The following is a 22,131-nucleotide window of genomic DNA, read 5'->3' as shown; positions in this document are numbered from 1 at the left end:
CGCTTTCATGGGCATCGTAGCCTGTCATTGCGTTAGGTTATTAATTTATGAATCCTACTGAAAATTCAACCTTCCAAAACGCCGCGCTTTCGTTAGAACAAAAACTTGAAAAAGCGCGTGCAGAACTGCTCGATCTTGGTGCCAGAAACCGCTTGCTTAATATCCCACGTTCTAAAAACACGCGTTTTCTTGAGATCATTGATGAACGTTCCGAGCATGTCTATAAACTTTTAGTTAGTGATAAAAAAGCGTTTACCTTTCTCCATGGGAAGTCTGGAAAAGAAGACGACAGTGAGCTTGTCGATGATGAAACAGACGAGAAAAAATTTATTTATCAGTTTGATGAAACCAGCACTGAGACAAAATCTCAACATCTGGATACAAAATTACAGACTCGGCTAACGCCCAAGGGCCTTCAAACACGTTTACTTGATCTCTACCATGACACCAAGACACTTGAAGAAGAGCAAGGTGCTAACATTCTTTATCTCGCGCTAGGCACATTGAAATGGATCGACCCAGCGAATAAAGAAAATGTACGCTATGCCCCCTTGATACTCGTCCCTGTGGGCCTCGAGCGAGGTAATGCTGGAGAGAGATTTAAGCTTAAAGCTCGTCATGAAGACATCATTCCTAACTTATCGCTAGAAGCGTTTCTTGACCGTGTACATCACATTAAACTGCCTGACTTGCAACCCGATGAAACGGATGAGATTAACGTCGCTGGTTACTTCGAAGCCGTGCAAAACGCGATAGCGTTGAAAACTGACTGGGAGGTTAAGAGCAATGATATGATTCTTGGCCTTTTTTCCTTCTCAAAATTTTTGATGTATCGTGATCTTGACCCTGCTAACTGGCCCGAAGATGAGGCGATCACCTCGAAGTATCTTATTCGCGCGTTAATGGAGGAAGGCTTCGATGAGAGTGATGATAGTTATTCCGATGATAGCCCGATAGATCCTATTATCTTGCCGAAAGATATGCTCCATATAATGGATAGCGATAGTTCACAAACACTCGCAATTCATGAAGTGAGAAAAGGAAAGAACCTTGTTATCCAGGGGCCTCCCGGCACAGGAAAGTCCCAGACAATAGCCAATATAATTGCCTCCGCTATTGCTGATGGCAAGACCGTGCTATTTGTTGCAGAGAAAATGGCAGCTCTTGAAGTAGTTAAAAGACGCTTAGATCAAACTGGTGTAGGCGATGCGTGTTTAGAATTACATAGCAACAAAGCCAATAAACGTATTCTGCTTGACGAATTAAAGCGGGTCTGGGAGTTAGGGTCTCCGCGCGGGGAATTTCCCGATGAACTCATTGAAAACTTAACTAAAGCCCGAGACTCTTTAAATGATCATCCTGCCCAATTACACAAAATATACCAGCCTTCGGGTTTGAGTCCCTATCAGGTTATTGGTCAATTGGTACGGCTTCATCAACAAGGGCAAACCCCTACTGATTTCACTTTGCCCAGGTTCGAGGAATGGAGCAATGATGGTCTGAAAAAGCGACTTGATCTCGTGAGTGAGTTAATTGAGCGCATTGAGGACATTGGGCTGCCTCAAAACCACCCCTGGAATGGGGTTAAACGAGTTTCAATCACCCCAGGTGAACTCAACCGTCTGGTTTCGAAAATCCAGGACCTTCTTATTCAGATTGAAAACTTCGACAGCCTGCTTACATTAACTGCTGCTAAGGTCGGTTTGAAGCTTGAGAAACATCTCGTCGCGGATTCAGCTAAAGTATTCGAACGCGCTCAAATTCTAAATCAAGCTCCAGAATTTGAAGAGGCCGCATTGATTAATGCTTGCTGGTCGGTCTCGCTCAACGATATAAAAAAATTATTGAAGCAAGGAGAAGTTTTCCAGAACGGTTACGACGATATTGAAGCACATATTCACCCTGCTCAATTTGACACTCACCTCATTGAGCTTAGAGATGAATTGCAAACTGTTCCAGATAACTTCTCGCCGAGTGGCTTTGCTGCGGCTCGCTCGCTGCAGCTAATGCTCCCACAGCTACAGACCGCTGTTACGAATTTGGCCCGAGAACTGGGCACGGAATCTACTTACGCATCTGTTAAGGATATTAAGAACCTTATTGCGCTTAGTTTACGCGTTGCAGATGCACCGGATGCAAGTCCGCAAGCATTTATCGCTTCCGTTTGGGAGCACGGTGTCGATCAAGCAATGGAACTGGTCGCATCCATTGCCCGATTAAGAGAATTGCGGCAAAAAATTGAGCCTCATATTTTCGAGGCGGTATGGGAAGCGGAGCTCACGCAAACTCGGCATAATCTTGCTATTCATTCCGGCATGTTTAAATTTCTTAACGCCGAGTGGCGTCGTTCAAAGGCACTTGTAAAGACGCTAATACGCGACACAAATCAACCACTTTCTCAGCAGATTGAACTACTTGATAGCATTATGCAGGCACAATCGCTTCGGAAAAATATTGCGGAGAATGATGAATTTGGCACAAGCGCATTTGGACCGCATTGGCGCGGCGAGAACAGTGACAGTGACGCACTCAAAGCCTTAGTAGAATGGATGGGCACGCTTAAAGACGTGGGTGCAGAAGCGCGTCAGCTCGCTAGCCAGCTTTCCGATCGTGAAATGCTTAAGCACCTTAGCAACCAGTTGTCTCAATTGCTGGAGAAGACCAGTGTTGAACTTAATCAGCTGTGGAAAGCCTTTGGTGCATTACCCGAAGCCTGGTTTGATAATCACTACTCCGTAAAGCGCGTGCCTGTAAGCTTCATTGAAGCGATGGTACAAAAACTCATTCATATTGATACAACTTCGCATCAGGTTTTGGTAGAGCCTGTTGACCATCTTGATGAACGGCTTGTTTTAATTAAGAAAATTATCGAGCTTCAATATCAAAAGAAAGCTATTGAATCGCAAGCTGAGTTAGGTTGTGCAGCGTTTGGTTCGTCATGGGCAGGTTACCAATCCATTTGGCCAAAACTCTTACGCGATTTTGAATGGATTGCAAACCAAGGTGACTTACGTTTTATCAGTGCCACTATCAAAGATCGCGATGAGCTAATGAACACCGCCACGGATCTTGCTAATACCAATGCATCAATTACTGCAACATTCGCAGAACTTGCAAAAGAACTCAGCACAACCGTCGAAGATCTCTTTAAATGCGACGCACAAGAAGCGTTACCCCTTGCAATTGCAAAAAGCAAACTGGCTTCATGGATTGAACATTCTGAGCAATTATCAAAATGGGTTTCGTGGAGACAACGAAGTACCAAGGCTAAACAAAAAGGACTTTCCGACGTTGTAGCAAGATTGGAGGATGGTCGCTTAAAACTTACCGAATGCTACGCGTCAGTTGAATACACCTACTATGAATCACTTTTCAAACTGATGGCCGATAAAACGCCATCCTTATCACGTTTTGATGGCGATCTTCATAGCCGTAAAGTAAGCCACTTTGCTGAAATGGACTTACGGCGAATCAAATCCTCATGCCTGGAAGTTGTTCGCGCGCATCATCGCCGTATTCCATCGAAAACAGGGGCAGCAGGCCCGGTTGGAATTTTACGATCAGAAATGGCAAGAAAGCGTGGCCATATGCCGATCCGTCAACTGATGTTAAAAGCGGGGCCGGCTATCCAGGCATTAAAACCTGTCATGATGATGAGTCCACTCTCCGTTGCGCAATTCCTGGTTCCAGGAAAGCAAACATTTGATTTACTTGTTATGGATGAAGCCAGCCAGATCCAGCCTGTTGACGCTATTGGCGCCATTGCACGCTGCGAGCAAGTTGTTGTTGTGGGTGATGAAAGGCAATTACCACCAACCAGTTTCTTCTCTCATATGACCGAAGCAAGCAACGACGACGACGATGAATCAACACAGGTATCTGATATAGAGAGCATATTGGGTTTATTTGTTGCCAGAGGCCTACCGCAGCGCATGCTACGCTGGCACTATCGTAGCCGTCATCAATCATTGATTGCGGTTTCGAATAGCCAGTTTTATGAAAATAAACTTTTCATCGTTCCTAGCCCTTATACGGAAGAGGCAGGGATGGGATTACGTTTCCATCACGTTGAAAATGGTGTGTTTGAATCGGGAACAACCAACGCAAACCCTACTGAGGCAAAACGAATTGCCCATGCAATACTTGAACATGTTCAACAACATCCTGAATTGTCGCTTGGAGTCGCCACGTTTTCCGTTTCACAGCGTAAAGCCATTCAGGACGAACTCGAATTGCTTCGTCGACTTAACCCGCAGTACGAGGATTTCTTCCAGGCTCACCCTGGCGAGCCCTTCTTCATAAAAAACCTTGAGAACATTCAGGGCGATGAGCGCGATGTAATTATGATTTCCGTTGGTTACGCGCGAAATGCGCAAGGCTATCTTGCGATGCGATTTGGGCCATTGGGTTCAAAAGGTGGCGAAAGGCGTCTCAATGTACTCATAAGTCGTGCCAAACGTCGCTGTGAGGTATTTGCATCCATTACCGATGAAGACATCGATCTGGAACGTGCAAAAGGGATTGGCGTAATGGCCTTCAAACTGTTTCTTCAATATGCCCGTACTGGACGTTTATCTTTGGCAACACATTCCGGACGACCAATGGATAGCGTATTTGAGGAACAGGTGGCGTCAGCGCTTCAGGCTCGTGGCTATCAGGTACATCCACAGGTTGGAATTGCAGGATTCTTTATTGATTTAGCCATCGCCGATTCCGAATTACCGGGACGTTATATTCTGGGTATCGAATGCGATGGTAGCGCCTATCACTCTTCTCGCTCAGCGCGGGAGCGCGATCGTCTGCGTCAGGCCGTTCTCGAAGACCATGGATGGAATATCCATCGCATCTGGAGCACGGATTGGTTCCAGCGCCCAGAGGAACAACTGCAGCGGGTAATTAATGCCATCGATAATGCCAAAGCAGAGCTTATTAACCGCGCCGAACATAAGTCAAAGGAGACGCGTGCGGTTAACATTGAGATAGTTACGGTGGAACGAGAAAACGTCGTTGAGGTTGGGTTAGGTAGAACAGAACCAGCAAATGAGCTGTTCGTTAATTATGAGGAATCACAGCCTAAAGCTAATCCAGGCTATGTACTCCATGAAATGCCCACGAACCTATTGGCAGATATGATCGAACATATTGTTTCGATAGAAGCACCAGTCCATTTAAGTGAAATTGTTACGCGACTTCGCACAGCCTGGGGATTAGGGCGGGCAGGCGCACGCATTGAAAGTGCCGTAAGTGTAGCCGCACAAAAGGCGTGTCAAAAAGGCAAAATCTATCAAGAGGATGGCTTCTTTTTCTATAAGGATTCAATTGTACAACTGCGTAACAGGCAAAATGTCATTTCTGCAGGTTTACGTAAGCCAGAGATGATTGCACCGAAAGAAATTGCCCACGGCGTGCTTGAGATCGTCAAAACGAGCCTAGGCGCAACTGAAGATGAAATTGTCACGTCTGTCTCACGGATGCTCGGTTTTAAATCAACAAGCAGCGTTCTGAAGAGAGTCATAACAGACGTTATTGAAAATCAAATTGAGGGTCATCAACTCAGGAAAAGTGACCATCTTCTTGTTGCTGAAGAAGGTCAAGATATGCGGAGCGTGAGCTAATAAGCAGTTGCAAGTAAAAAAATCTTAAAGCAGGGGCATTCGATAAGAATGCCCCACCGCAAATTGGCCCAACCAATCCGCCCTTACCTCCTTCCCTGGTTCACACTTCCATTAATTCCACTCACAAAACCATTGCTCATCCATAACATCTGATTAACCATTCATTGTCATTCACCCTACAATACAATATTGGCAGGACCACTTTTACACAGCGCGTGACGCAGAGATGGGCATAGACTCACCGCCGATCGCGATGTGGGGTCCTCAGGAGACCTGCATGAGCCTCTGGCAACAAAACTACGACCCGGCCGGAAATATCTGGCTGTCGAGCCTGATCGCATCGCTACCGATCCTGTTCTTCTTCTTTGCGCTGATTAAGCTCAAGCTGAAGGGCTATCTTGCCGCAACCTATACCGTCGCCATCGCGCTGCTGGTGGCGCTGTTCTTCTACAAAATGCCCGTCGACCGCGCGCTGGCATCGGTCGTGTATGGCTTTTTCTACGGCCTGTGGCCGATTGCGTGGATCATCATCGCGGCGGTGTTTGTCTACAAAATCTCGGTGAAAACCGGGCAGTTTGACATCATCCGCTCGTCGATTCTCTCCATCACGCCGGACCAGCGCCTGCAGATGCTGATTGTCGGCTTCTCCTTCGGGGCGTTTCTGGAAGGTGCGGCAGGCTTTGGCGCACCGGTGGCGATCACCGCCGCGCTGCTGGTCGGGCTGGGCTTTAATCCGCTGTATGCCGCCGGGCTGTGCCTGATTGTGAACACCGCGCCGGTGGCGTTTGGCGCGATGGGTATTCCGATCCTGGTGGCCGGACAGGTAACCGGGCTGGACAGCTTCGAGATTGGCCAGATGGTGGGCCGCCAGCTGCCGTTCCTGACCATTATCGTGCTGTTCTGGATCATGGCGATTATGGACGGCTGGCGCGGCGTGAAGGAGACCTGGCCCGCGGTGATGGTCGCCGGCGGTTCGTTCGCCATCGCCCAGTACCTCAGCTCCAACTTCCTCGGCCCCGAGCTGCCGGACATTATCTCATCGCTGGTCTCGCTGGTATGCCTGACGCTGTTCCTGAAGCGCTGGCAGCCTGTGCGCATCTTCCGCTTTGCCGATATGGGCGCGTCCCACGTGGATCAGACCCTTGCCCGCACGGGCTATACGCCGGGGCAGATTATTCGCGCCTGGTCGCCTTTCCTGTTCCTGACCGCGACCGTTACGCTGTGGAGCATCCCGCCGTTTAAAGCGCTGTTCGCTCCGGGCGGCGCGCTGTACGACATGGTGATTAACGTCTCCGTGCCGTTCCTCGACAAGATGGTCGCGCGCATGCCGCCGGTGGTTCACGACGCCACGCCGTATGCTGCGGTGTTCAAGTTCGACTGGTTCTCCGCCACCGGCACGGCCATCCTGTTTGCGGCACTCCTTTCCGTGGTGTGGCTGCGCATGAAGCCTGCCGCCGCGGTGCAGACCTTTGCCAGCACGCTGAAAGAGCTCGCGCTGCCGATCTACTCCATCGGGATGGTGCTGGCGTTCGCGTTTATCTCGAACTACTCCGGCCTGTCGTCCACGCTGGCGCTGGCCCTGGCCCATACCGGACACGCGTTCACCTTCTTCTCGCCGTTCCTCGGCTGGCTGGGGGTGTTCCTGACGGGCTCAGATACCTCGTCTAACGCGCTGTTCGCCGCGCTGCAGGCCACCGCCGCGCAGCAAATTGGCGTCTCGGACGTCCTGCTGGTTGCGGCTAACACCACCGGCGGCGTAACCGGCAAGATGATCTCTCCGCAGTCCATCGCTATCGCCTGCGCGGCGGTTGGCCTGGTCGGCAAAGAGTCGGACCTGTTCCGCTTTACCGTTAAACACAGCCTGATATTTACCTGCATGGTGGGCGTCATCACCACGCTGCAGGCCTATGTCTTAACCTGGATGATTCCATGATAGTGATGCCCAGGCGCCTGTCCGACGAGATTGCCTCTCGCGTGCGGGCGCTGATTGAAGAACAACAGCTGGAGGCGGGCATGAAGCTGCCCGCCGAGCGCCAGCTTGCCGCCCAGCTGGGCGTATCGCGTAATTCCCTGCGCGAGGCGCTCGCCACGCTGGTCAACGAAGGGCTGCTGGTGAGCCGCCGCGGCGGCGGCACCTTTGTGCGCTGGCAGCACGACGACTGGTCCGAGCAAAATATCGTTCAGCCGCTGAAAACGCTGCTGGAGAACGACCCGGACTACAGCTTCGATATTCTTGAAGCCCGCCACGCCATTGAGGCCAGCACCGCCTGGCACGCGGCGATACGCGCCACCGACGCCGATAAAGAGAAGCTCAGAGCCTGCTTCGAGGCCACGCAAAGCAGCGATCCGGACATTGCGTCCCAGGCGGACGTACGCTTCCACCTGGCGATTGCCGAGGCGTCGCACAACATCGTTCTGCTGCAGACCATGCGCGGCTTCTTCGACCTGCTGCAATCCTCCGTGAAGCAGAGCCGCCAGCGCATGTATCTGGTCCCGCCCGTGTTCGCGCGGCTGACCGAACAGCACGAGGCGATTCTTAACGCCATTCTGGACGGTGACGCCGACGCCGCGCGCAAAGCGATGATGGCTCACCTGAGCTTCGTGCACACCACCATTAAACGATTTGATGAAGACCAGGCACGACAGGCGCGTATTACCCGTCTGCCCGGTGAAAGTGATATTTCCAGGGAGAACAACGCATGATTATTTCAGCAGCCAGTGACTATCGCGCCGCGGCGCAGCGCATCTTACCGCCGTTCCTGTTCCACTATATCGACGGCGGGGCCTATGCGGAGCATACCCTGCGCCGCAACGTGGAAGACCTGTCGGACGTGGCCCTGCGCCAGCGCGTGCTGAAGAATATGTCCGACCTGAGCCTTGAGACGAAGCTGTTCAACGAAACGCTCTCGATGCCCGTTGCGCTCGGCCCCGTCGGCCTGTGCGGCATGTACGCCCGCCGGGGTGAGGTGCAGGCCGCCGCCGCAGCGGATGCCAAAGGGATACCGTTCACGCTCTCCACCGTTTCCGTGTGCCCGATTGAAGAGGTTACACCCACCATTAAGCGTCCGATGTGGTTCCAGCTGTACGTGCTGCGCGACCGCGGCTTTATGCGTAACGCCCTCGAGCGCGCTAAAGCGGCGGGCTGCTCGACGCTGGTGTTCACCGTCGACATGCCGACGCCGGGCGCGCGCTACCGCGATGCGCACTCCGGCATGAGCGGCCCGAACGCCGCCATACGCCGCTACTGGCAGGCGGTGACGCATCCGCAGTGGGCGTGGGACGTCGGCCTTAACGGTCGCCCGCACGATCTGGGCAATATCTCCGCCTATCTCGGCAAGCCAACCGGGCTGGAAGACTACATCGGCTGGCTGGCGAATAACTTCGATCCGTCGATTTCCTGGAAAGATCTCGAGTGGATCCGAGAGTTTTGGGACGGCCCGATGGTGATCAAAGGCATTCTCGATCCGGAAGACGCCCGCGACGCGGTGCGCTTCGGCGCGGACGGCATTGTGGTCTCTAACCACGGCGGCCGCCAGCTTGACGGCGTGCTCTCCTCCGCCCGCGCATTACCGGCGATTGCAGACGCGGTTAAAGGTGATATTACGATTCTGGCCGACAGCGGCATTCGCAACGGCCTTGACGTGGTGCGCATGATCGCGCTGGGTGCAGACAGCGTGCTGCTGGGGCGCGCGTATCTGTATGCCTTAGCGACCGCCGGGCAGGCGGGCGTCGCAAACCTGCTGGACCTGGTTGAGAAGGAGATGAAGGTGGCGATGACGCTGACCGGTGCGAAGAACATCAGCGAGATCAGCCGTGATTCGCTGGTGCAGGAGCTGAGCAAGCTGCCTGCCGGTCTTGCCCAGCTGTCTCAGGGCAGCGCTGCCTAATCCATTCCATTTTTGCTTCACGCGTTCAGCCCACCTTCGGCTGAACGCTTTTTTTTGCGCAAAATAACACCCACATAACATTTCAGATAACTAAATTTGACATCCTGGTGGCGATCGCAAATGTATATACAGGCAAATACAAGAACATTTAAAACACCACAACAGAGGGTAGCGTATGGCGTATTCAGGCAAGGTGGATATCCAGCAGGTGATCGACGATAGCCCCTTCTCACGATTCCACTGGATGCTGATCGTGCTGGGATTTTTGGTTTTGGCGATCGACGGATTCGACACCGCCGCGATGGGCTATATCGCCCCAACGCTCTCGGCCGAATGGGGGATCGCCAGACAGGACCTCGGCCCCGTGGTCAGCGCTGCTCTGCTGGGCCTGTCACTTGGTGCGCTGGTTGCCGGGCCGGTGTCGGACCGCGTCGGGCGCAAGCGCGTGCTCGTTTTCTCCTGCCTGTTTTTTGGCCTTTCCAGCCTGGGAACCGCCTGGGCGCAAAGCCTGAACACCCTCACCCTCTGGCGCTTTTTAACCGGCCTCGGGCTGGGCGCGGCAATGCCTAACGCCATTACGCTGATCTCGGAATTTGCGCCGCAGCGCTGCCGCGCGATGGCGATTAATACCATGTACTGCGGCTTTCCCCTCGGCGCGGCGGGCGGAGGGGCAATCTCCTCATGGCTGATTCCGCATCACGGCTGGAAAAGCGTGCTGCTGCTCGGCGCCGTCGCGCCGCTCGTGCTGACGGTGCTGCTGGCGCTGCTGCTGCCGGAGTCGGTGAAGTATCTGGTGCAGCGCGGAAAAGAGACGGCGCGCATCCGGCGCATCGCCAGCCAGTTTGCCGGGCAGTCAGTCGAAAAAGTGAGCGGGTTCTTTCTTACCGAGACAGGCGCGGGGCAAAAGAAAGGCAGCGTGGCGCAGCTCTTTGCCCTTCCCTGGCTGCCCGGCACGCTGATGCTCTGGACCACCTACTTCATGGGGCTGGTGATTTACTACGTGCTGCTAAGCTGGATGCCGACGCTGATGCTCGGCATGGGCTACCCGCTGGCGGAATCGGCGTGGCTGACCTCCCTCTTCACCTTTGGCGGCACCGCCGGGATCTTGCTCGCGGGCTGGATGATGGATCGCTGGGAAGCGCACAGGGTGGTGACCGGGGGTTTTTTCATCACCATGCTGCTAATCCTCGCGCTGGGCATGGAGCATAACCACATCGTGCTGTTCGGCGGTCTGATCTTCGTGATGGGGATTACCATGAACGGCGCGCAGTCCGGCATGCAGACCCTCGCCGCCACGTTTTATCCTACCCACTGCCGCGCGACGGGCATCGCCTGGATGCAGGGCATCGGGCGCTTTGGCGGCGTCGCGGGCACCCTGACCAGCGCGCACCTGCTTTCGCTGCAGTGGCAGGCGGACAGCATCCTGATGTTCCTGAGCGTTCCCGCGCTGCTGGCCACCGCCGCCACGCTCTACAAAATGTTCCGCTACCGTTCGCAGGTCGCGAGCATCGCGTAGGCCCACCCGTTTCTGCTATTCTGCCCCCGCAATTAAGGGGGCAGCATGCTTAACATCGTTTTATTCGAACCAGAAATTCCGCCGAACACCGGCAACATTATCCGCCTGTGCGCCAACACCGGCTTTCGTCTGCATATCATTGAGCCGATGGGCTTTGCGTGGGACGACAAGCGCCTGCGCCGCGCGGGGCTGGATTACCATGAATTTACGGCGGTGCTGCGCCATCACGACTACGCCGCATTTATGGAAGCCGAAAAGCCTCAGCGCATGTTCGCCCTGACGACCAAAGGCACCCCCGCGCACAGCGCCGTAAGCTATCAGGAAGGTGATTATCTGATGTTTGGGCCGGAAACGCGCGGCCTGCCGGCGACGATTCTGGACGCCCTGCCCGCCGAGCAAAAAATTCGCATTCCGATGATGCCGGACAGCCGCAGCATGAACCTGTCAAACGCGGTGTCGGTGGTGGTGTATGAAGCGTGGCGCCAGCTTGGTTATCCCGGCGCACTCTTACGGTAGGCCCGGTGGACGCAGCGCCACCGGGCAAAAATCTCAGATGCCGTCGCCATACTCGAAGGTATGGTGAATGCCGTTGAAGTGCTGATCCATGTCCATGGACGGCTTATCGCTGTCCGGCTTGCCGACGATGCGCGCCGGGACGCCGGCGGCAGTGGTATGCGGTGGCACAGGCTGAAGCACGACTGAACCCGCGCCAATCTTCGCGCCGCGCCCGACCTCAATATTGCCGAGAATTTTCGCACCCGCGCCAATCATCACCCCTTCACGGATTTTCGGATGGCGATCGCCGCTGGTTTTGCCGGTACCGCCCAGGGTAACCGACTGCAGGATCGACACATCATCTTCAATCACCGCCGTTTCCCCGACAACGATGCCGGTGGCGTGGTCGAGCATGATCCCGCGGCCAATTTTCGCTGCCGGGTGAATATCCACCTGAAAGGTGACGGAAACCTGGTTTTGCAGGAAGATGGCCAGCGCGCGGCGGCCCTCGTTCCACAGCCAGTGGCCGATGCGGTAAGCCTGCAGAGCGTGAAAGCCCTTCAGGTACAGCAGCGGCGTGGAATATTTGTCTACCGCCGGGTCGCGCGTGCGCACGGCCTGAATATCACAGGCGGCAGAGGCGATCATTTCCGGGTCGGCGGCGTAGGCTTCTTCTACCACTTCACGAATGGCGATGGCGGGCATAATCGATGAGGCAAGCTTGTTAGCGAGCATATAGCTCAGGGCGCTGCCGAGGTTTTCATGCTTGAGTAGCGTCGCGTGGTAGAAGCTGGCCAGCATGGGCTCACAGTCGGCCAAAGCCCGGGCTTCGGCTTTAATATTGTTCCAGACGATATCCAGTTCTTCACACGGCATTGCTTACTCCAGACGATACGTTAATGACCGGCCAGTTCTTTGCTGGCCGGGTCAAGTCGCTAACAGGGGTCCCTGCGATTAGTTGCTGCTGCGCTCGTCCTTGCGCGCACGACCTAATAAGGTCAATGCTGCCTCGCGCGCATTTTTTCCGCAATACAATACCTGATAAATTTCCTCGGTTATTGGCATTTCGACACCAAAACGGTGCGCCAATTCGCGAACTTCTTTGGTATTGCGGTAGCCTTCAACCACCTGGCCAATCTTCTCCTGCGCGCTTTTCACATCGCTGCCCTGCCCGAGCATCATGCCAAAGCGGCGGTTACGCGACTGGTTGTCGGTACAGGTCAGCACCAGATCGCCCAGCCCTGCCATCCCCATAAAGGTGGCCGGATCGGCGCCAAGCGCTTCGCCCAGGCGAGACATTTCGGTGAGCCCGCGGGTAATCAGCGCCGTGCGCGCGTTCGCGCCAAAGCCGATACCGTCGGACATACCGGCACCAATGGCAATCACGTTTTTCACCGCGCCGCCCAGCTGTACGCCGATGAAATCCGGGTTGCTGTAAACGCGGAAGCTCTTGCCGCAGTGCAGCAGATGCTGAAGATCATCAGAGAATGTCTGGTCGGTTGAAGCGAGCGAGATCGCCGTCGGGAGGCCAGCGGCCAGCTCTTTGGCAAACGTCGGTCCGGAAATCACGGCCAGCGGAATGTCATCGCCCAGCGCTTCGCGGGCAACGTCCTGCAGCAGGCGGCCCGTTTCGGCTTCCAGCCCCTTCGTCGCCCACACGATGCGTGCATCGGCGCGCATCAGCGGCTTGATCTGGCGCAGGACTTCGCCGAACACGTGGCTCGGTACCACAACCAGTATATTGCGGCTGGCCGCCAGGGCGGTGGCAAGGTCACTTTCCAGATGCAGAGAGTCAGGGAACGGAACGTCCGGGAGAAACGCCACGTTGCAGCGGTCGTGTTGCAACATCGCGATATGTTTAGGATCGTGGCCCCACAGGACCACGTCGTGACCATTTCTTGCCAGCGTGATAGCAAGAGCGGTGCCGTAAGAGCCGGCACCGATCACAGTCATTGACGCATTAACAGTGCTCATCAGGCATCCTGATGTTGTTCGGCACCTTCGCCAGCCTGCTGCTGCAGATAGTTCATGAACAGCGCATCGAAGTTAACTGGCGCAAGGTTCAGTTGCGGGAATGTACCGCGAGATACCAGGCTGGTGATGCATTCACGCGCATACGGGAACAGGATGTTCGGGCAGTATGCACCCAGGCAGTGCGCCAGCTGGTTGCCTTCGATACCGCCAACGGAGAAGATGCCGCCCTGCTGTACTTCGCACAGGAATGCAGTTTCTTCGCCCAGAGACGCGGTAACGGTCACACGCAGTACGACTTCATACACGTCATCCGCCAGCTGGGTGGATGCGGTATCCAGATCAAGTTTAACCTCTGGCTGCCAATCTTTCTGGAAAACGTGCGGCGCATTTGGCGCTTCGAAAGAGACATCTTTGGTGTAGATACGCTGGATCTGGAAAGTCATTTCGGTGTTGTTTTGTTCTGACATGGAAAAACCCTTTTTAATTGTCCTAAAACGTCTTAGCGCAACAGCGGATCGAGTCCACCACGCGCGTCGAGCGCATACAAGTCATCACAGCCGCCAATGTGCTGCGCATCAATAAAAATCTGCGGAACCGTCGTGCGGCCACTACGTTGAATCATCTCTTCGCGTTTAATCGCGTCACCGTCAATAGGCAGTTCCTGGAACGTTACGCCTTTGCTGTTCAGCAACGCTTTTGCACGGTGGCAGAACGGGCAGGTTGCTTTGGTGTAGATCTCAATATTGGCCATCACTGAACTCCTTATTTACCGCGAACCAAAGGAAGATTCTCTCCGCTCCAGCCGGAAATGCCTTCTTTCAGAACCGTTACGTTTTCGAAGCCTGCTTTATGCAGCGCGTTAGCAGATTCCTGCGCCTGCATGCCGGTGCCGTCAACCACAATAATCGGCTGAGCTTTATGCTTATCCAGCTCACCGAGGTTGTTCGCTTTGATTTCCGCTGGCAGCAGGTTAATAGAACCTGCAATATGCCCTTTGCGGAAGTCATCACGCTGGCGCAGATCGACCACGACCGCATCTTCTTTGTTAATCAGACGGGTCGCTTCACCCCGCGTGATCACCTTAATTTTAGACGTCAGGCCCTTAAACGTGGTGAAAAGCACGGCGGCCAGCAGGCCAATCCACGCGATGCTCAGAACCGGGTGGCGGCTGACAAATTGCATAATTTCTTGCATGGGGGGTACTAACTCCCGACTAAGTGATTAAAAAAAACCAGGAGAGGAGTATACCTGCGCGTTGTGGCAAATACAGCCAGTGACATAAAGCTAATCCATTTTCTGCGGCCTGCCACGAAAAAAAATGGCTGAAAATACCCTCCAGGGTGGTTTGTGACCGCGCTTTCTTTGATCTTCCGAGGCTATTTTATCGATTCAGCTGTAGTAAAATTACGCAAATTTTTTGTCTCTTGAGCATGAGGTTGTCGCAATGTCGGTTTCTAAAAAACCTATGGTACTGGTCATTCTTGATGGTTATGGCTATCGCGAAGAAAGTCAGGATAACGCCATTCTTAACGCCAAAACCCCGGTTATGGATGCGCTGTGGGCAAAACGTCCTCACACCCTGATTGATGCATCTGGTCTGGAAGTGGGTCTGCCGGATCGCCAGATGGGCAACTCCGAAGTTGGACACGTCAACCTGGGCGCGGGCCGTATCGTGTATCAGGATTTGACCCGTCTCGACGTAGAAATCAAAGAACGCACCTTCTTCGCCAACCCAACGCTGACCGGTGCCGTTGATAAAGCCGTTGCGGCAGGCAAAGCCGTTCACATCATGGGCCTGCTCTCTGCGGGCGGCGTTCACAGCCATGAAGATCACATCATGGCGATGGTTGAGCTGGCAGCCGAGCGAGGTGCGGAAAAAATCTACCTGCACGCGTTCCTCGACGGCCGCGATACGCCTCCGCGCAGTGCGAAGGGCTCGCTGGTCGCGTTCGAAGAAAAATTTGCTGCACTGGGCAAAGGGCGCGTGGCGTCTATCATTGGTCGCTACTACGCCATGGACCGCGATAACCGCTGGGATCGCGTTGAGCAGGCCTATGACCTGATGACGCTGGCGAAAGGTGAATTCCAGTTCGCAACCGCCGTTGAAGGCCTGGAAGCCGCTTACGCGCGTGATGAAAACGACGAGTTCGTGAAAGCCACCGTTATTCGTGCAGAAGGCCAGGCCGATGCGGCAATGGAAGACGGCGACGCGCTGATCTTCATGAACTTCCGCGCTGACCGCGCGCGCGAAATCACGCGCGCCTTTGTAAACAGCGACTTCGACGGCTTCGCCCGCAAAAAAGTGGTTAAGCTCGACTTTATCCAGCTGACCGAATACGCGGCAGACATTAAAGCGCCTTGCGCCTATCCACCGGCTTCCCTGGCAAATACCTTCGGCGAGTGGATGGCGAAGCACGACAAAACGCAGCTGCGCATCTCCGAAACCGAGAAATACGCGCACGTGACCTTCTTCTTTAACGGCGGCGTTGAAGAGCCGTTCAAGGGAGAAGAGCGCATTCTGATCAACTCGCCGAAAGTGGCGACCTACGATCTGCAGCCGGAGATGAGCTCCGCCGAGCTGACCGAAAAACTGGTCGCGGCGATCGAAAGCGGCAAATACGACGCCATCATCTGTAACTACCCGAACGGCGACATGGTCGGCCATACCGGCGTGATGGACGCGGCTGTGAAAGCGGTTGAAGCGCTGGATCATTGCGTTGAGCAGGTAGCGAAAGCGGTTGAGTCCGTTGGCGGCCAGCTGCTGATTACCGCCGACCACGGCAACGCGGAGCAGATGCGCGATCCGTCTACCGGACAGGCGCACACTGCCCACACCAACCTGCCGGTTCCGCTGATTTATGTTGGTGATAAATCACTGAAAGCGGTAGAAGGCGGCAAGCTTTCCGACATCGCGCCGACCATGTTGACGCTGATGGGTATGGAAATCCCGAAAGAGATGACTGGCAAGCCGCTGTTCATCGTGGAATAATCGCTCCCCATGAGGGGAAAGGCGATTTTTTCAATCACATGGGTCGTGAAGCCGTTACGGTTATCAGTCAGACCTCTGCTTTACGCCAGCGCGCTCAGCGCTGGCGTATTGCTGTGCGCCCAATCCGCCCACGCGGACGACCGCGACCAGCTTAAATCTATTCAGGCCGATATCGCCGCTAAAGAGCGCGCGGTACGCCAGCAGCAACAGCAGCGTTCGGTACTGCTTGCCCAGCTTAAGCAGCAGGAAGAAGCGATTTCCGCCGCCGCGCGCAAGCTCCGCGAAACCCAGAATACCCTCGCCCAGCTGAATAAGCAGATCGACGACATGAACGCGTCGATTGCCAAACTGGAGCGCCAGCGGGACGCGCAGGAGCGCACGCTTGCGGCCCAGCTTGACGCCGCGTTTCGTCAGGGCGAACACACCGGCCTTCAGCTGATCCTGAGCGGAGAAGAGAGCCAGCGCGGCCAGCGCCTGCAGGCCTACTTTGGCTACCTCAACCAGGCCCGCCAGGAGACCATTGCGCAGCTGAAGCAGACGCGCGAAGAAGTCACCACTCAAAAAGCCGAGCTGGAAGAGAAGCAAAGCCAGCAGCAGACGCTCCTTTACGAGCAGCAGGCCCAGCAGGCGAAGCTTGAACAGGCGCGCAACGAGCGTAAGAAAACCCTTTCCGGACTTGAGTCCTCCATCCAGCAGGGTCAAAGCCAGCTGAGCGAGCTGCGCGCTAACGAATCTAAGCTGCGTAACAGCATTGCCCGTGCGGAAGCCGCCGCAAAAGCCCGCGCCGAAAAAGAGGCGCGCGAAGCGCAGGCCGTACGTAACAAGCAGCAGGAAGCCTCGCGCAAAGGCACCACCTATAAGCCAACCGAAAGCGAACGCTCCCTGATGTCGCGCACAGGTGGCCTTGGCTCTCCGCGCGGTCAGGCCTACTGGCCCGTTCGCGGCACCCTTCTGCATCGCTATGGCGAACAGCTGCAGGGTGAGCTACGTTGGAAGGGGATCGTTATCGGTGCGTCTGAGGGTAGCGAAGTGAAAGCCATCGCCGATGGCCGCGTGATCCTGGCCGACTGGCTGCAGGGCTACGGGCTCGTGGTGGTGGTTGAGCACGGTAAAGGCGATATGAGCCTTTACGGCTACAACCAGAGCGCGCTGGTCAGCGTCGGCACTCAGGTGCGCGCTGGCCAACCCATCGCCCTTGTGGGCAGCAGTGGCGGTCAGGGCCGCCCGTCACTCTATTTCGAAATTCGTCGCCAGGGTCAGGCGGTCAATCCACAGCCGTGGTTGGGAAGATAAGTTTTGCTTCACTTTCGCCGAATTGTTCTCTCCGTCGTCAGCGCTCTGGCGCTGGCTGGACCGGTTTACGCAGGCAAACTTGCCATCGTGATTGATGACTTCGGTTATCGTCCGCATAACGAAAATCAGGTGCTGGCGATGCCGCAGGCCATCTCCGTCGCCGTGTTGCCAAATGCCCCGCACGCCCGCGAGATGGCAACCAAAGCCCACAACAGCGGGCATGAAGTCCTGATCCATTTGCCTATGGCACCGCTCAGCAAACAGCCGCTTGAAAAAGACACGCTGCGCCCGGAGATGAGCAGCGACGAGATCGATCGCATCATCCGCGAGGCGTACGGTAAAGTGCCCTACGCCGTCGGGCTGAATAACCACATGGGCAGCGCAATGACCTCCAGCCTGTACGGTATGCTCAAGGTGATGCAGTCGCTTGAGCGCTACAACCTCTATTTCCTCGACAGCATGACCATCGGCAACAGTCAGGCGATGCGCGCCGCGCAGGGAACGGGCGTGAAGGTGATTAAGCGTAAGGTGTTTCTGGACGATACCCAAAACGAAGCGGATATCCGCGTGCAGTTTAACCGCGCGGTGCAGCTGGCGCGCCGGAACGGCTCGGCGATTGCCATCGGCCACCCGCATCCGTCTACCGTCCGCGTGCTTCAGCAAATGCTCCCGACGCTGCCTTCCGACATTACGCTGGTTCGCCCAAGCGACCTGCTGAACGAACCGCAGGTAGATACGTCGCGTCCTGGCAATGCCCGGCCGCCGGTAACGCAGCCGCGCAATCCGTTCCGCGGCGTGAAAAACTGCGCGCCAAAGCAGCCACTTGAGCCGGTCCATGCAACGCGCTTCTTCACGGTGATTGGGGAAAGCATCGGTGAAAGTACGCTGGTGAAATATTTCCAGCATCAGTGGCAGGGCTGGGGAAATAGCGACTCATCGTCGCGTTGATTCACGCCCATAAAAAAAGCGCCTGAGGGCGCTTTTTTTACTTAATCCCAGCTGAGGATCACTTTTCCAGACTGCCCTGAGCGCATCGCGTCAAAGCCCTGCTGGAACTCATCGATGGAGAAGCGGTGAGTGATGATTGGAGAGAGATCGAGGCCGGACTGGATCAGCGCCGCCATCTTGTACCAGGTTTCAAACATCTCGCGGCCATAGATGCCCTTGATGAACAGCCCCTTGAAGATGACTTTGTTCCAGTCGATGGACATATCCGACGGCGGAATACCCAGCATCGCGATACGGCCGCCGTGGTTCATGGTATCCAGCATGGTGCGGAACGCCGGCGGCGCGCCGGACATCTCCAGACCCACGTCGAACCCTTCGGTCATGCCCAGCTCGGCCATCACGTCGGTCAGGCTCTCTTTAGACACATCTACCGCGCGGGTCACGCCCATTTTGCGCGCCAGAGAGAGACGGTACTCGTTCACGTCGGTGATCACCACGTTACGCGCGCCGACGTGCTTCGCCACCGCGGCCGCCATGATGCCGATTGGGCCTGCGCCGGATACCAGCACGTCTTCACCGACCAGATCGAACGACAGCGCGGTGTGTACCGCGTTGCCGAACGGGTCAAAGATGGAGGCCAGATCGTCAGAGATATTGTCCGGGATTTTGAACGCGTTGAACGCCGGGATCACCAGGTATTCCGCGAAGCAGCCCGGCCGGTTCACGCCCACGCCGACGGTGTTGCGGCACAGGTGCGTGCGTCCGCCGCGGCAGTTACGGCAGTGGCCGCAGGTGATATGGCCTTCGCCGGAAACGCGGTCGCCAATCTTGAAGCCTTTCACTTCCTGGCCGATGCCAACCACTTCCCCCACGTATTCGTGACCGACAACCATCGGAACGGGAATGGTTTTCTGCGACCACTGGTCCCAGTTGTAGATGTGAACGTCAGTACCGCAGATGGCGGTTTTACGAATCTTGATCAGCAGATCGTTATGACCGACGTCCGGCTCCGGCACGTCGGTCATCCAAATCCCTTCTTCCGCTTTCAGTTTGGATAACGCTTTCATCACACGTCCTCAGGCAATTACGCCCAGCTGTTTGCCGATGCGGGTAAAGGCTTCCACCGCACGCTCAATTTGTTCAGGCGAATGCGCCGCAGACATCTGGGTGCGGATTCGCGCCTGACCTTTTGGCACCACCGGGAAGAAGAACCCGGTGACGTAAATCCCCTCTTTTTGCAGCTCGCGGGCAAATTTCTGCGCCACCACCGCGTCGCCCAGCATCACCGGAATGATCGCATGGTCGGCACCGGCCAGGGTGAAGCCTGCCGCACTCATTTTCTCACGGAACAGGCGCGCGTTAGCCCACAGGCGGTCGCGCAGCTCAGCGCCGGACTCCACCATCTCCAGCACTTTGATGGACGCGGCAACGATCGCCGGAGCCAGGGAGTTGGAGAACAGATACGGGCGGGAGCGCTGGCGCAGCCACTCAACCACTTCTTTACGCGCGGCGGTATAGCCGCCGGACGCGCCGCCGAGCGCTTTGCCCAGCGTGCCGGTGATGATGTCCACGCGGCCCATCACGTCGCAGTATTCGTGCGAGCCGCGGCCGTTTTCGCCGACAAAACCAACGGCGTGGGAGTCATCGACCATCACCAGCGCGTCGTATTTATCGGCCAGGTCGCACACGCCCTTCAGGTTGGCGATCACGCCGTCCATGGAGAACACGCCGTCGGTGGCGATCAGCACGTGGCGAGCGCCAGCCGCGCGCGCCTCCTTCAGGCGTTCTTCCAGCTCGACCATATCGTTGTTGGCGTAGCGGAAGCGCTTCGCTTTGCACAGGCGCACGCCGTCGATGATGGAGGCGTGGTTCAGGGCGTCGGAGATAATTGCGTCTTCAGCGCCGAGCAGGGTTTCAAACAGGCCGCCGTTGGCATCGAAGCAGGAGGAGTACAGGATCGCATCTTCCATTCCGAGGAAGTTGGCCAGCTTCTGCTCGAGCTGCTTGTGGCTGTCCTGGGTGCCGCAGATAAAGCGCACGGAGGCCATGCCGAAGCCGTGGGAGTCCATGCCGCTTTTCGCCGCGGCAATCAGCTCTGGGTGATTCGCCAGGCCTAAGTAGTTGTTCGCACAAAAGTTGATCACGTGGCTGCCGTCGGCAACGGTGATGTCCGCCTGCTGTGCAGACGTGATAATACGCTCTTCTTTGAACAACCCTTCCGCACGGGCGGTGTCGAGGTCGCTGTTTAACTGTTTGTAAAAATCACCACGCATTGCATTCTCCAGACTCGGCAAATTTCGGGACATATTACCCAAACCTATAGTTTATGACGAGATGACGCAGTATCTCTTGTCGTTTTTGCAGCATAAATCACGCGTACCCCTGCGCTGTGAAGGTGAATGAAGCCTGAGCATTGAGATGATATGATAAAGAGATTAGCGTTCGGGATTGTCCCCGACTCATACTTCAAAGGTTACAGTTATGATCATCGTTACCGGCGGCGCGGGCTTTATCGGCAGCAACATCGTTAAGGCCCTCAATGACAAAGGCATCACCGACATCCTGGTGGTGGATAACCTGAAAGACGGCACCAAGTTTGTGAACCTGGTGGATCTGAACATCGCTGACTATATGGATAAAGAAGACTTCCTTATCCAGATTATGGCAGGTGAAGAGTTCGGCGAGATCGAAGCCATCTTCCACGAAGGCGCGTGCTCTTCCACCACCGAGTGGGACGGCAAGTACATGATGGACAACAACTATCAGTACTCCAAAGAGATCCTGCACTACTGCCTGGAGCGTGAAATTCCGTTCCTGTACGCCTCTTCTGCGGCAACCTACGGCGGCCGCACGTCTGACTTTATCGAATCCCGCGAATACGAGCAGCCGCTGAACGTCTACGGTTACTCCAAGTTCCTGTTCGACGAATATGTGCGCCAGATCCTGCCGGAAGCGAACTCGCAGATCGTTGGCTTCCGCTACTTCAACGTCTATGGGCCGCGCGAAGGCCACAAAGGCAGCATGGCGAGCGTGGCGTTCCACCTGAACACACAGTTGAACAACGGTGAAAGCCCGAAACTGTTCGAAGGCAGCGACGGCTTCAAGCGCGACTTCGTCTACGTGGGCGACGTGGCGGCAGTCAACTTGTGGTTCTGGGAAAACGGCGTATCCGGCATCTTTAACCTGGGCACGGGCCGCGCGGAATCCTTCCAGGCGGTGGCAGACGCGACGCTGGCGTACCACAAAAAAGGCAGCATCGAGTACATTCCGTTCCCGGATAAGCTGAAAGGCCGCTACCAGGCATTCACTCAGGCAGACCTGACTAACCTGCGTAAAGCGGGCTACGACAAGCCGTTCAAGACCGTTGCCGAAGGCGTAACGGAATATATGGCCTGGCTGAACCGCGACGCGTAA

General features: G+C 55.5%; 17 protein-coding genes. 10 read left to right on the top strand and 7 right to left on the bottom strand.

The features are described 5' to 3' along the window. Window positions 1-47 precede the first annotated feature (47 nt). The 6 genes from DBY73_RS15170 to trmL all read left to right on the top strand — a co-directional run bounded on the left by DBY73_RS15170 (window position 48) and on the right by trmL (window position 11,534). The gene (locus DBY73_RS15170) at window positions 48-5,615 is read left to right on the top strand and encodes a DUF3320 domain-containing protein (RefSeq protein WP_112011921.1); all 5,568 of its coding nucleotides are present in this window, start codon (window positions 48-50) and stop codon (window positions 5,613-5,615) included. A 277-nt stretch (window positions 5,616-5,892) separates the two neighbouring features. Further along, a complete protein-coding gene (gene lldP / locus DBY73_RS15165) occupies window positions 5,893-7,548 on the top strand; it encodes an L-lactate permease (protein WP_112011920.1) in 1,656 nt (551 codons plus the stop codon). Beyond that, window positions 7,545-8,318, top strand: a complete 774-nt coding sequence (gene lldR / locus DBY73_RS15160) for a transcriptional regulator LldR (RefSeq protein WP_112011919.1) — start codon at window positions 7,545-7,547, stop codon at window positions 8,316-8,318. The genes lldP and lldR overlap by 4 nt, the downstream gene beginning before the upstream one ends. Beyond that, window positions 8,315-9,502, top strand: coding sequence for an FMN-dependent L-lactate dehydrogenase LldD (gene lldD / locus DBY73_RS15155; RefSeq protein WP_112011918.1), 1,188 nt, complete (start codon window positions 8,315-8,317; stop codon window positions 9,500-9,502). Before lldR ends, lldD begins: the two co-directional genes overlap by 4 nt. Window positions 9,503-9,677: 175 nt before the next feature. Further along, window positions 9,678-11,018 carry an aromatic acid/H+ symport family MFS transporter gene (locus tag DBY73_RS15150; RefSeq protein ID WP_112011917.1) on the top strand — a complete coding sequence of 447 codons (1,341 nt, stop codon included), beginning with the start codon at window positions 9,678-9,680 and terminating at the stop codon, window positions 11,016-11,018. Between the two features lie 45 nt (window positions 11,019-11,063). After that, window positions 11,064-11,534 (top strand): tRNA (uridine(34)/cytosine(34)/5-carboxymethylaminomethyluridine(34)-2'-O)-methyltransferase TrmL, encoded by a 471-nt coding sequence (gene trmL / locus DBY73_RS15145; protein ID WP_112011916.1) that lies wholly within the window; start codon window positions 11,064-11,066, stop codon window positions 11,532-11,534. A gap of 33 nt (window positions 11,535-11,567) precedes the next feature. Here trmL and cysE read toward each other — a convergent pair whose 3' ends face one another. The 5 genes from cysE to DBY73_RS15120 form a co-directional block, all read right to left on the bottom strand. Beyond that, window positions 11,568-12,389 (bottom strand): serine O-acetyltransferase, encoded by an 822-nt coding sequence (cysE, locus tag DBY73_RS15140; protein WP_008502718.1) that lies wholly within the window; start codon window positions 12,387-12,389, stop codon window positions 11,568-11,570. A gap of 78 nt (window positions 12,390-12,467) precedes the next feature. Continuing rightward, a complete protein-coding gene (gpsA, locus tag DBY73_RS15135) occupies window positions 12,468-13,487 on the bottom strand; it encodes an NAD(P)H-dependent glycerol-3-phosphate dehydrogenase (protein ID WP_112011915.1) in 1,020 nt (339 codons plus the stop codon). After that, complete coding sequence (gene secB / locus DBY73_RS15130) at window positions 13,487-13,954, bottom strand: protein-export chaperone SecB (protein ID WP_112011914.1); 468 nt, start codon at window positions 13,952-13,954, stop codon at window positions 13,487-13,489. Before secB ends, gpsA begins: the two co-directional genes overlap by 1 nt. A gap of 32 nt (window positions 13,955-13,986) precedes the next feature. Beyond that, complete coding sequence (grxC, locus tag DBY73_RS15125) at window positions 13,987-14,238, bottom strand: glutaredoxin 3 (protein WP_080329847.1); 252 nt, start codon at window positions 14,236-14,238, stop codon at window positions 13,987-13,989. Window positions 14,239-14,249: 11 nt separating this feature from the next. After that, complete coding sequence (locus tag DBY73_RS15120) at window positions 14,250-14,681, bottom strand: rhodanese-like domain-containing protein (RefSeq protein WP_112011913.1); 432 nt, start codon at window positions 14,679-14,681, stop codon at window positions 14,250-14,252. 250 nt (window positions 14,682-14,931) lie between these two features. On the opposite strand from DBY73_RS15120, the gene gpmM reads away from it, so the two are divergent. The 3 genes from gpmM to DBY73_RS15100 are packed head-to-tail and all read left to right on the top strand — an operon-like array spanning window position 14,932 to window position 18,717. Continuing rightward, window positions 14,932-16,476 (top strand): 2,3-bisphosphoglycerate-independent phosphoglycerate mutase, encoded by a 1,545-nt coding sequence (gpmM, locus tag DBY73_RS15110; protein WP_112011912.1) that lies wholly within the window; start codon window positions 14,932-14,934, stop codon window positions 16,474-16,476. A 33-nt stretch (window positions 16,477-16,509) separates the two neighbouring features. Then, entirely contained in the window at window positions 16,510-17,769 is a 1,260-nt protein-coding gene (gene envC / locus DBY73_RS15105; protein ID WP_258458741.1) for a murein hydrolase activator EnvC, read from the top strand. Window positions 17,770-17,772: 3 nt separating this feature from the next. After that, window positions 17,773-18,717 (top strand): divergent polysaccharide deacetylase family protein, encoded by a 945-nt coding sequence (locus DBY73_RS15100; protein WP_112011910.1) that lies wholly within the window; start codon window positions 17,773-17,775, stop codon window positions 18,715-18,717. Between the two features lie 41 nt (window positions 18,718-18,758). Here DBY73_RS15100 and tdh read toward each other — a convergent pair whose 3' ends face one another. Beyond that, a complete protein-coding gene (gene tdh / locus DBY73_RS15095) occupies window positions 18,759-19,784 on the bottom strand; it encodes an L-threonine 3-dehydrogenase (RefSeq protein ID WP_112011909.1) in 1,026 nt (341 codons plus the stop codon). 9 nt (window positions 19,785-19,793) lie between these two features. After that, complete coding sequence (gene kbl / locus DBY73_RS15090; protein WP_112011908.1) at window positions 19,794-20,990, bottom strand: glycine C-acetyltransferase; 1,197 nt, start codon at window positions 20,988-20,990, stop codon at window positions 19,794-19,796. 208 nt (window positions 20,991-21,198) lie between these two features. Between kbl and rfaD the strand changes: the two genes are divergently transcribed. Continuing rightward, window positions 21,199-22,131: an ADP-glyceromanno-heptose 6-epimerase gene (gene rfaD / locus DBY73_RS15085; protein WP_014881999.1), complete on the top strand. Its 933-nt coding sequence runs from the start codon at window positions 21,199-21,201 to the stop codon at window positions 22,129-22,131.

This window comes from Enterobacter sp. RIT418, from assembly GCF_003057745.1.
Taxonomy (GTDB): domain Bacteria; phylum Pseudomonadota; class Gammaproteobacteria; order Enterobacterales; family Enterobacteriaceae; genus Enterobacter.
This window is presented reverse-complemented; position numbering and strand designations above follow the sequence as displayed.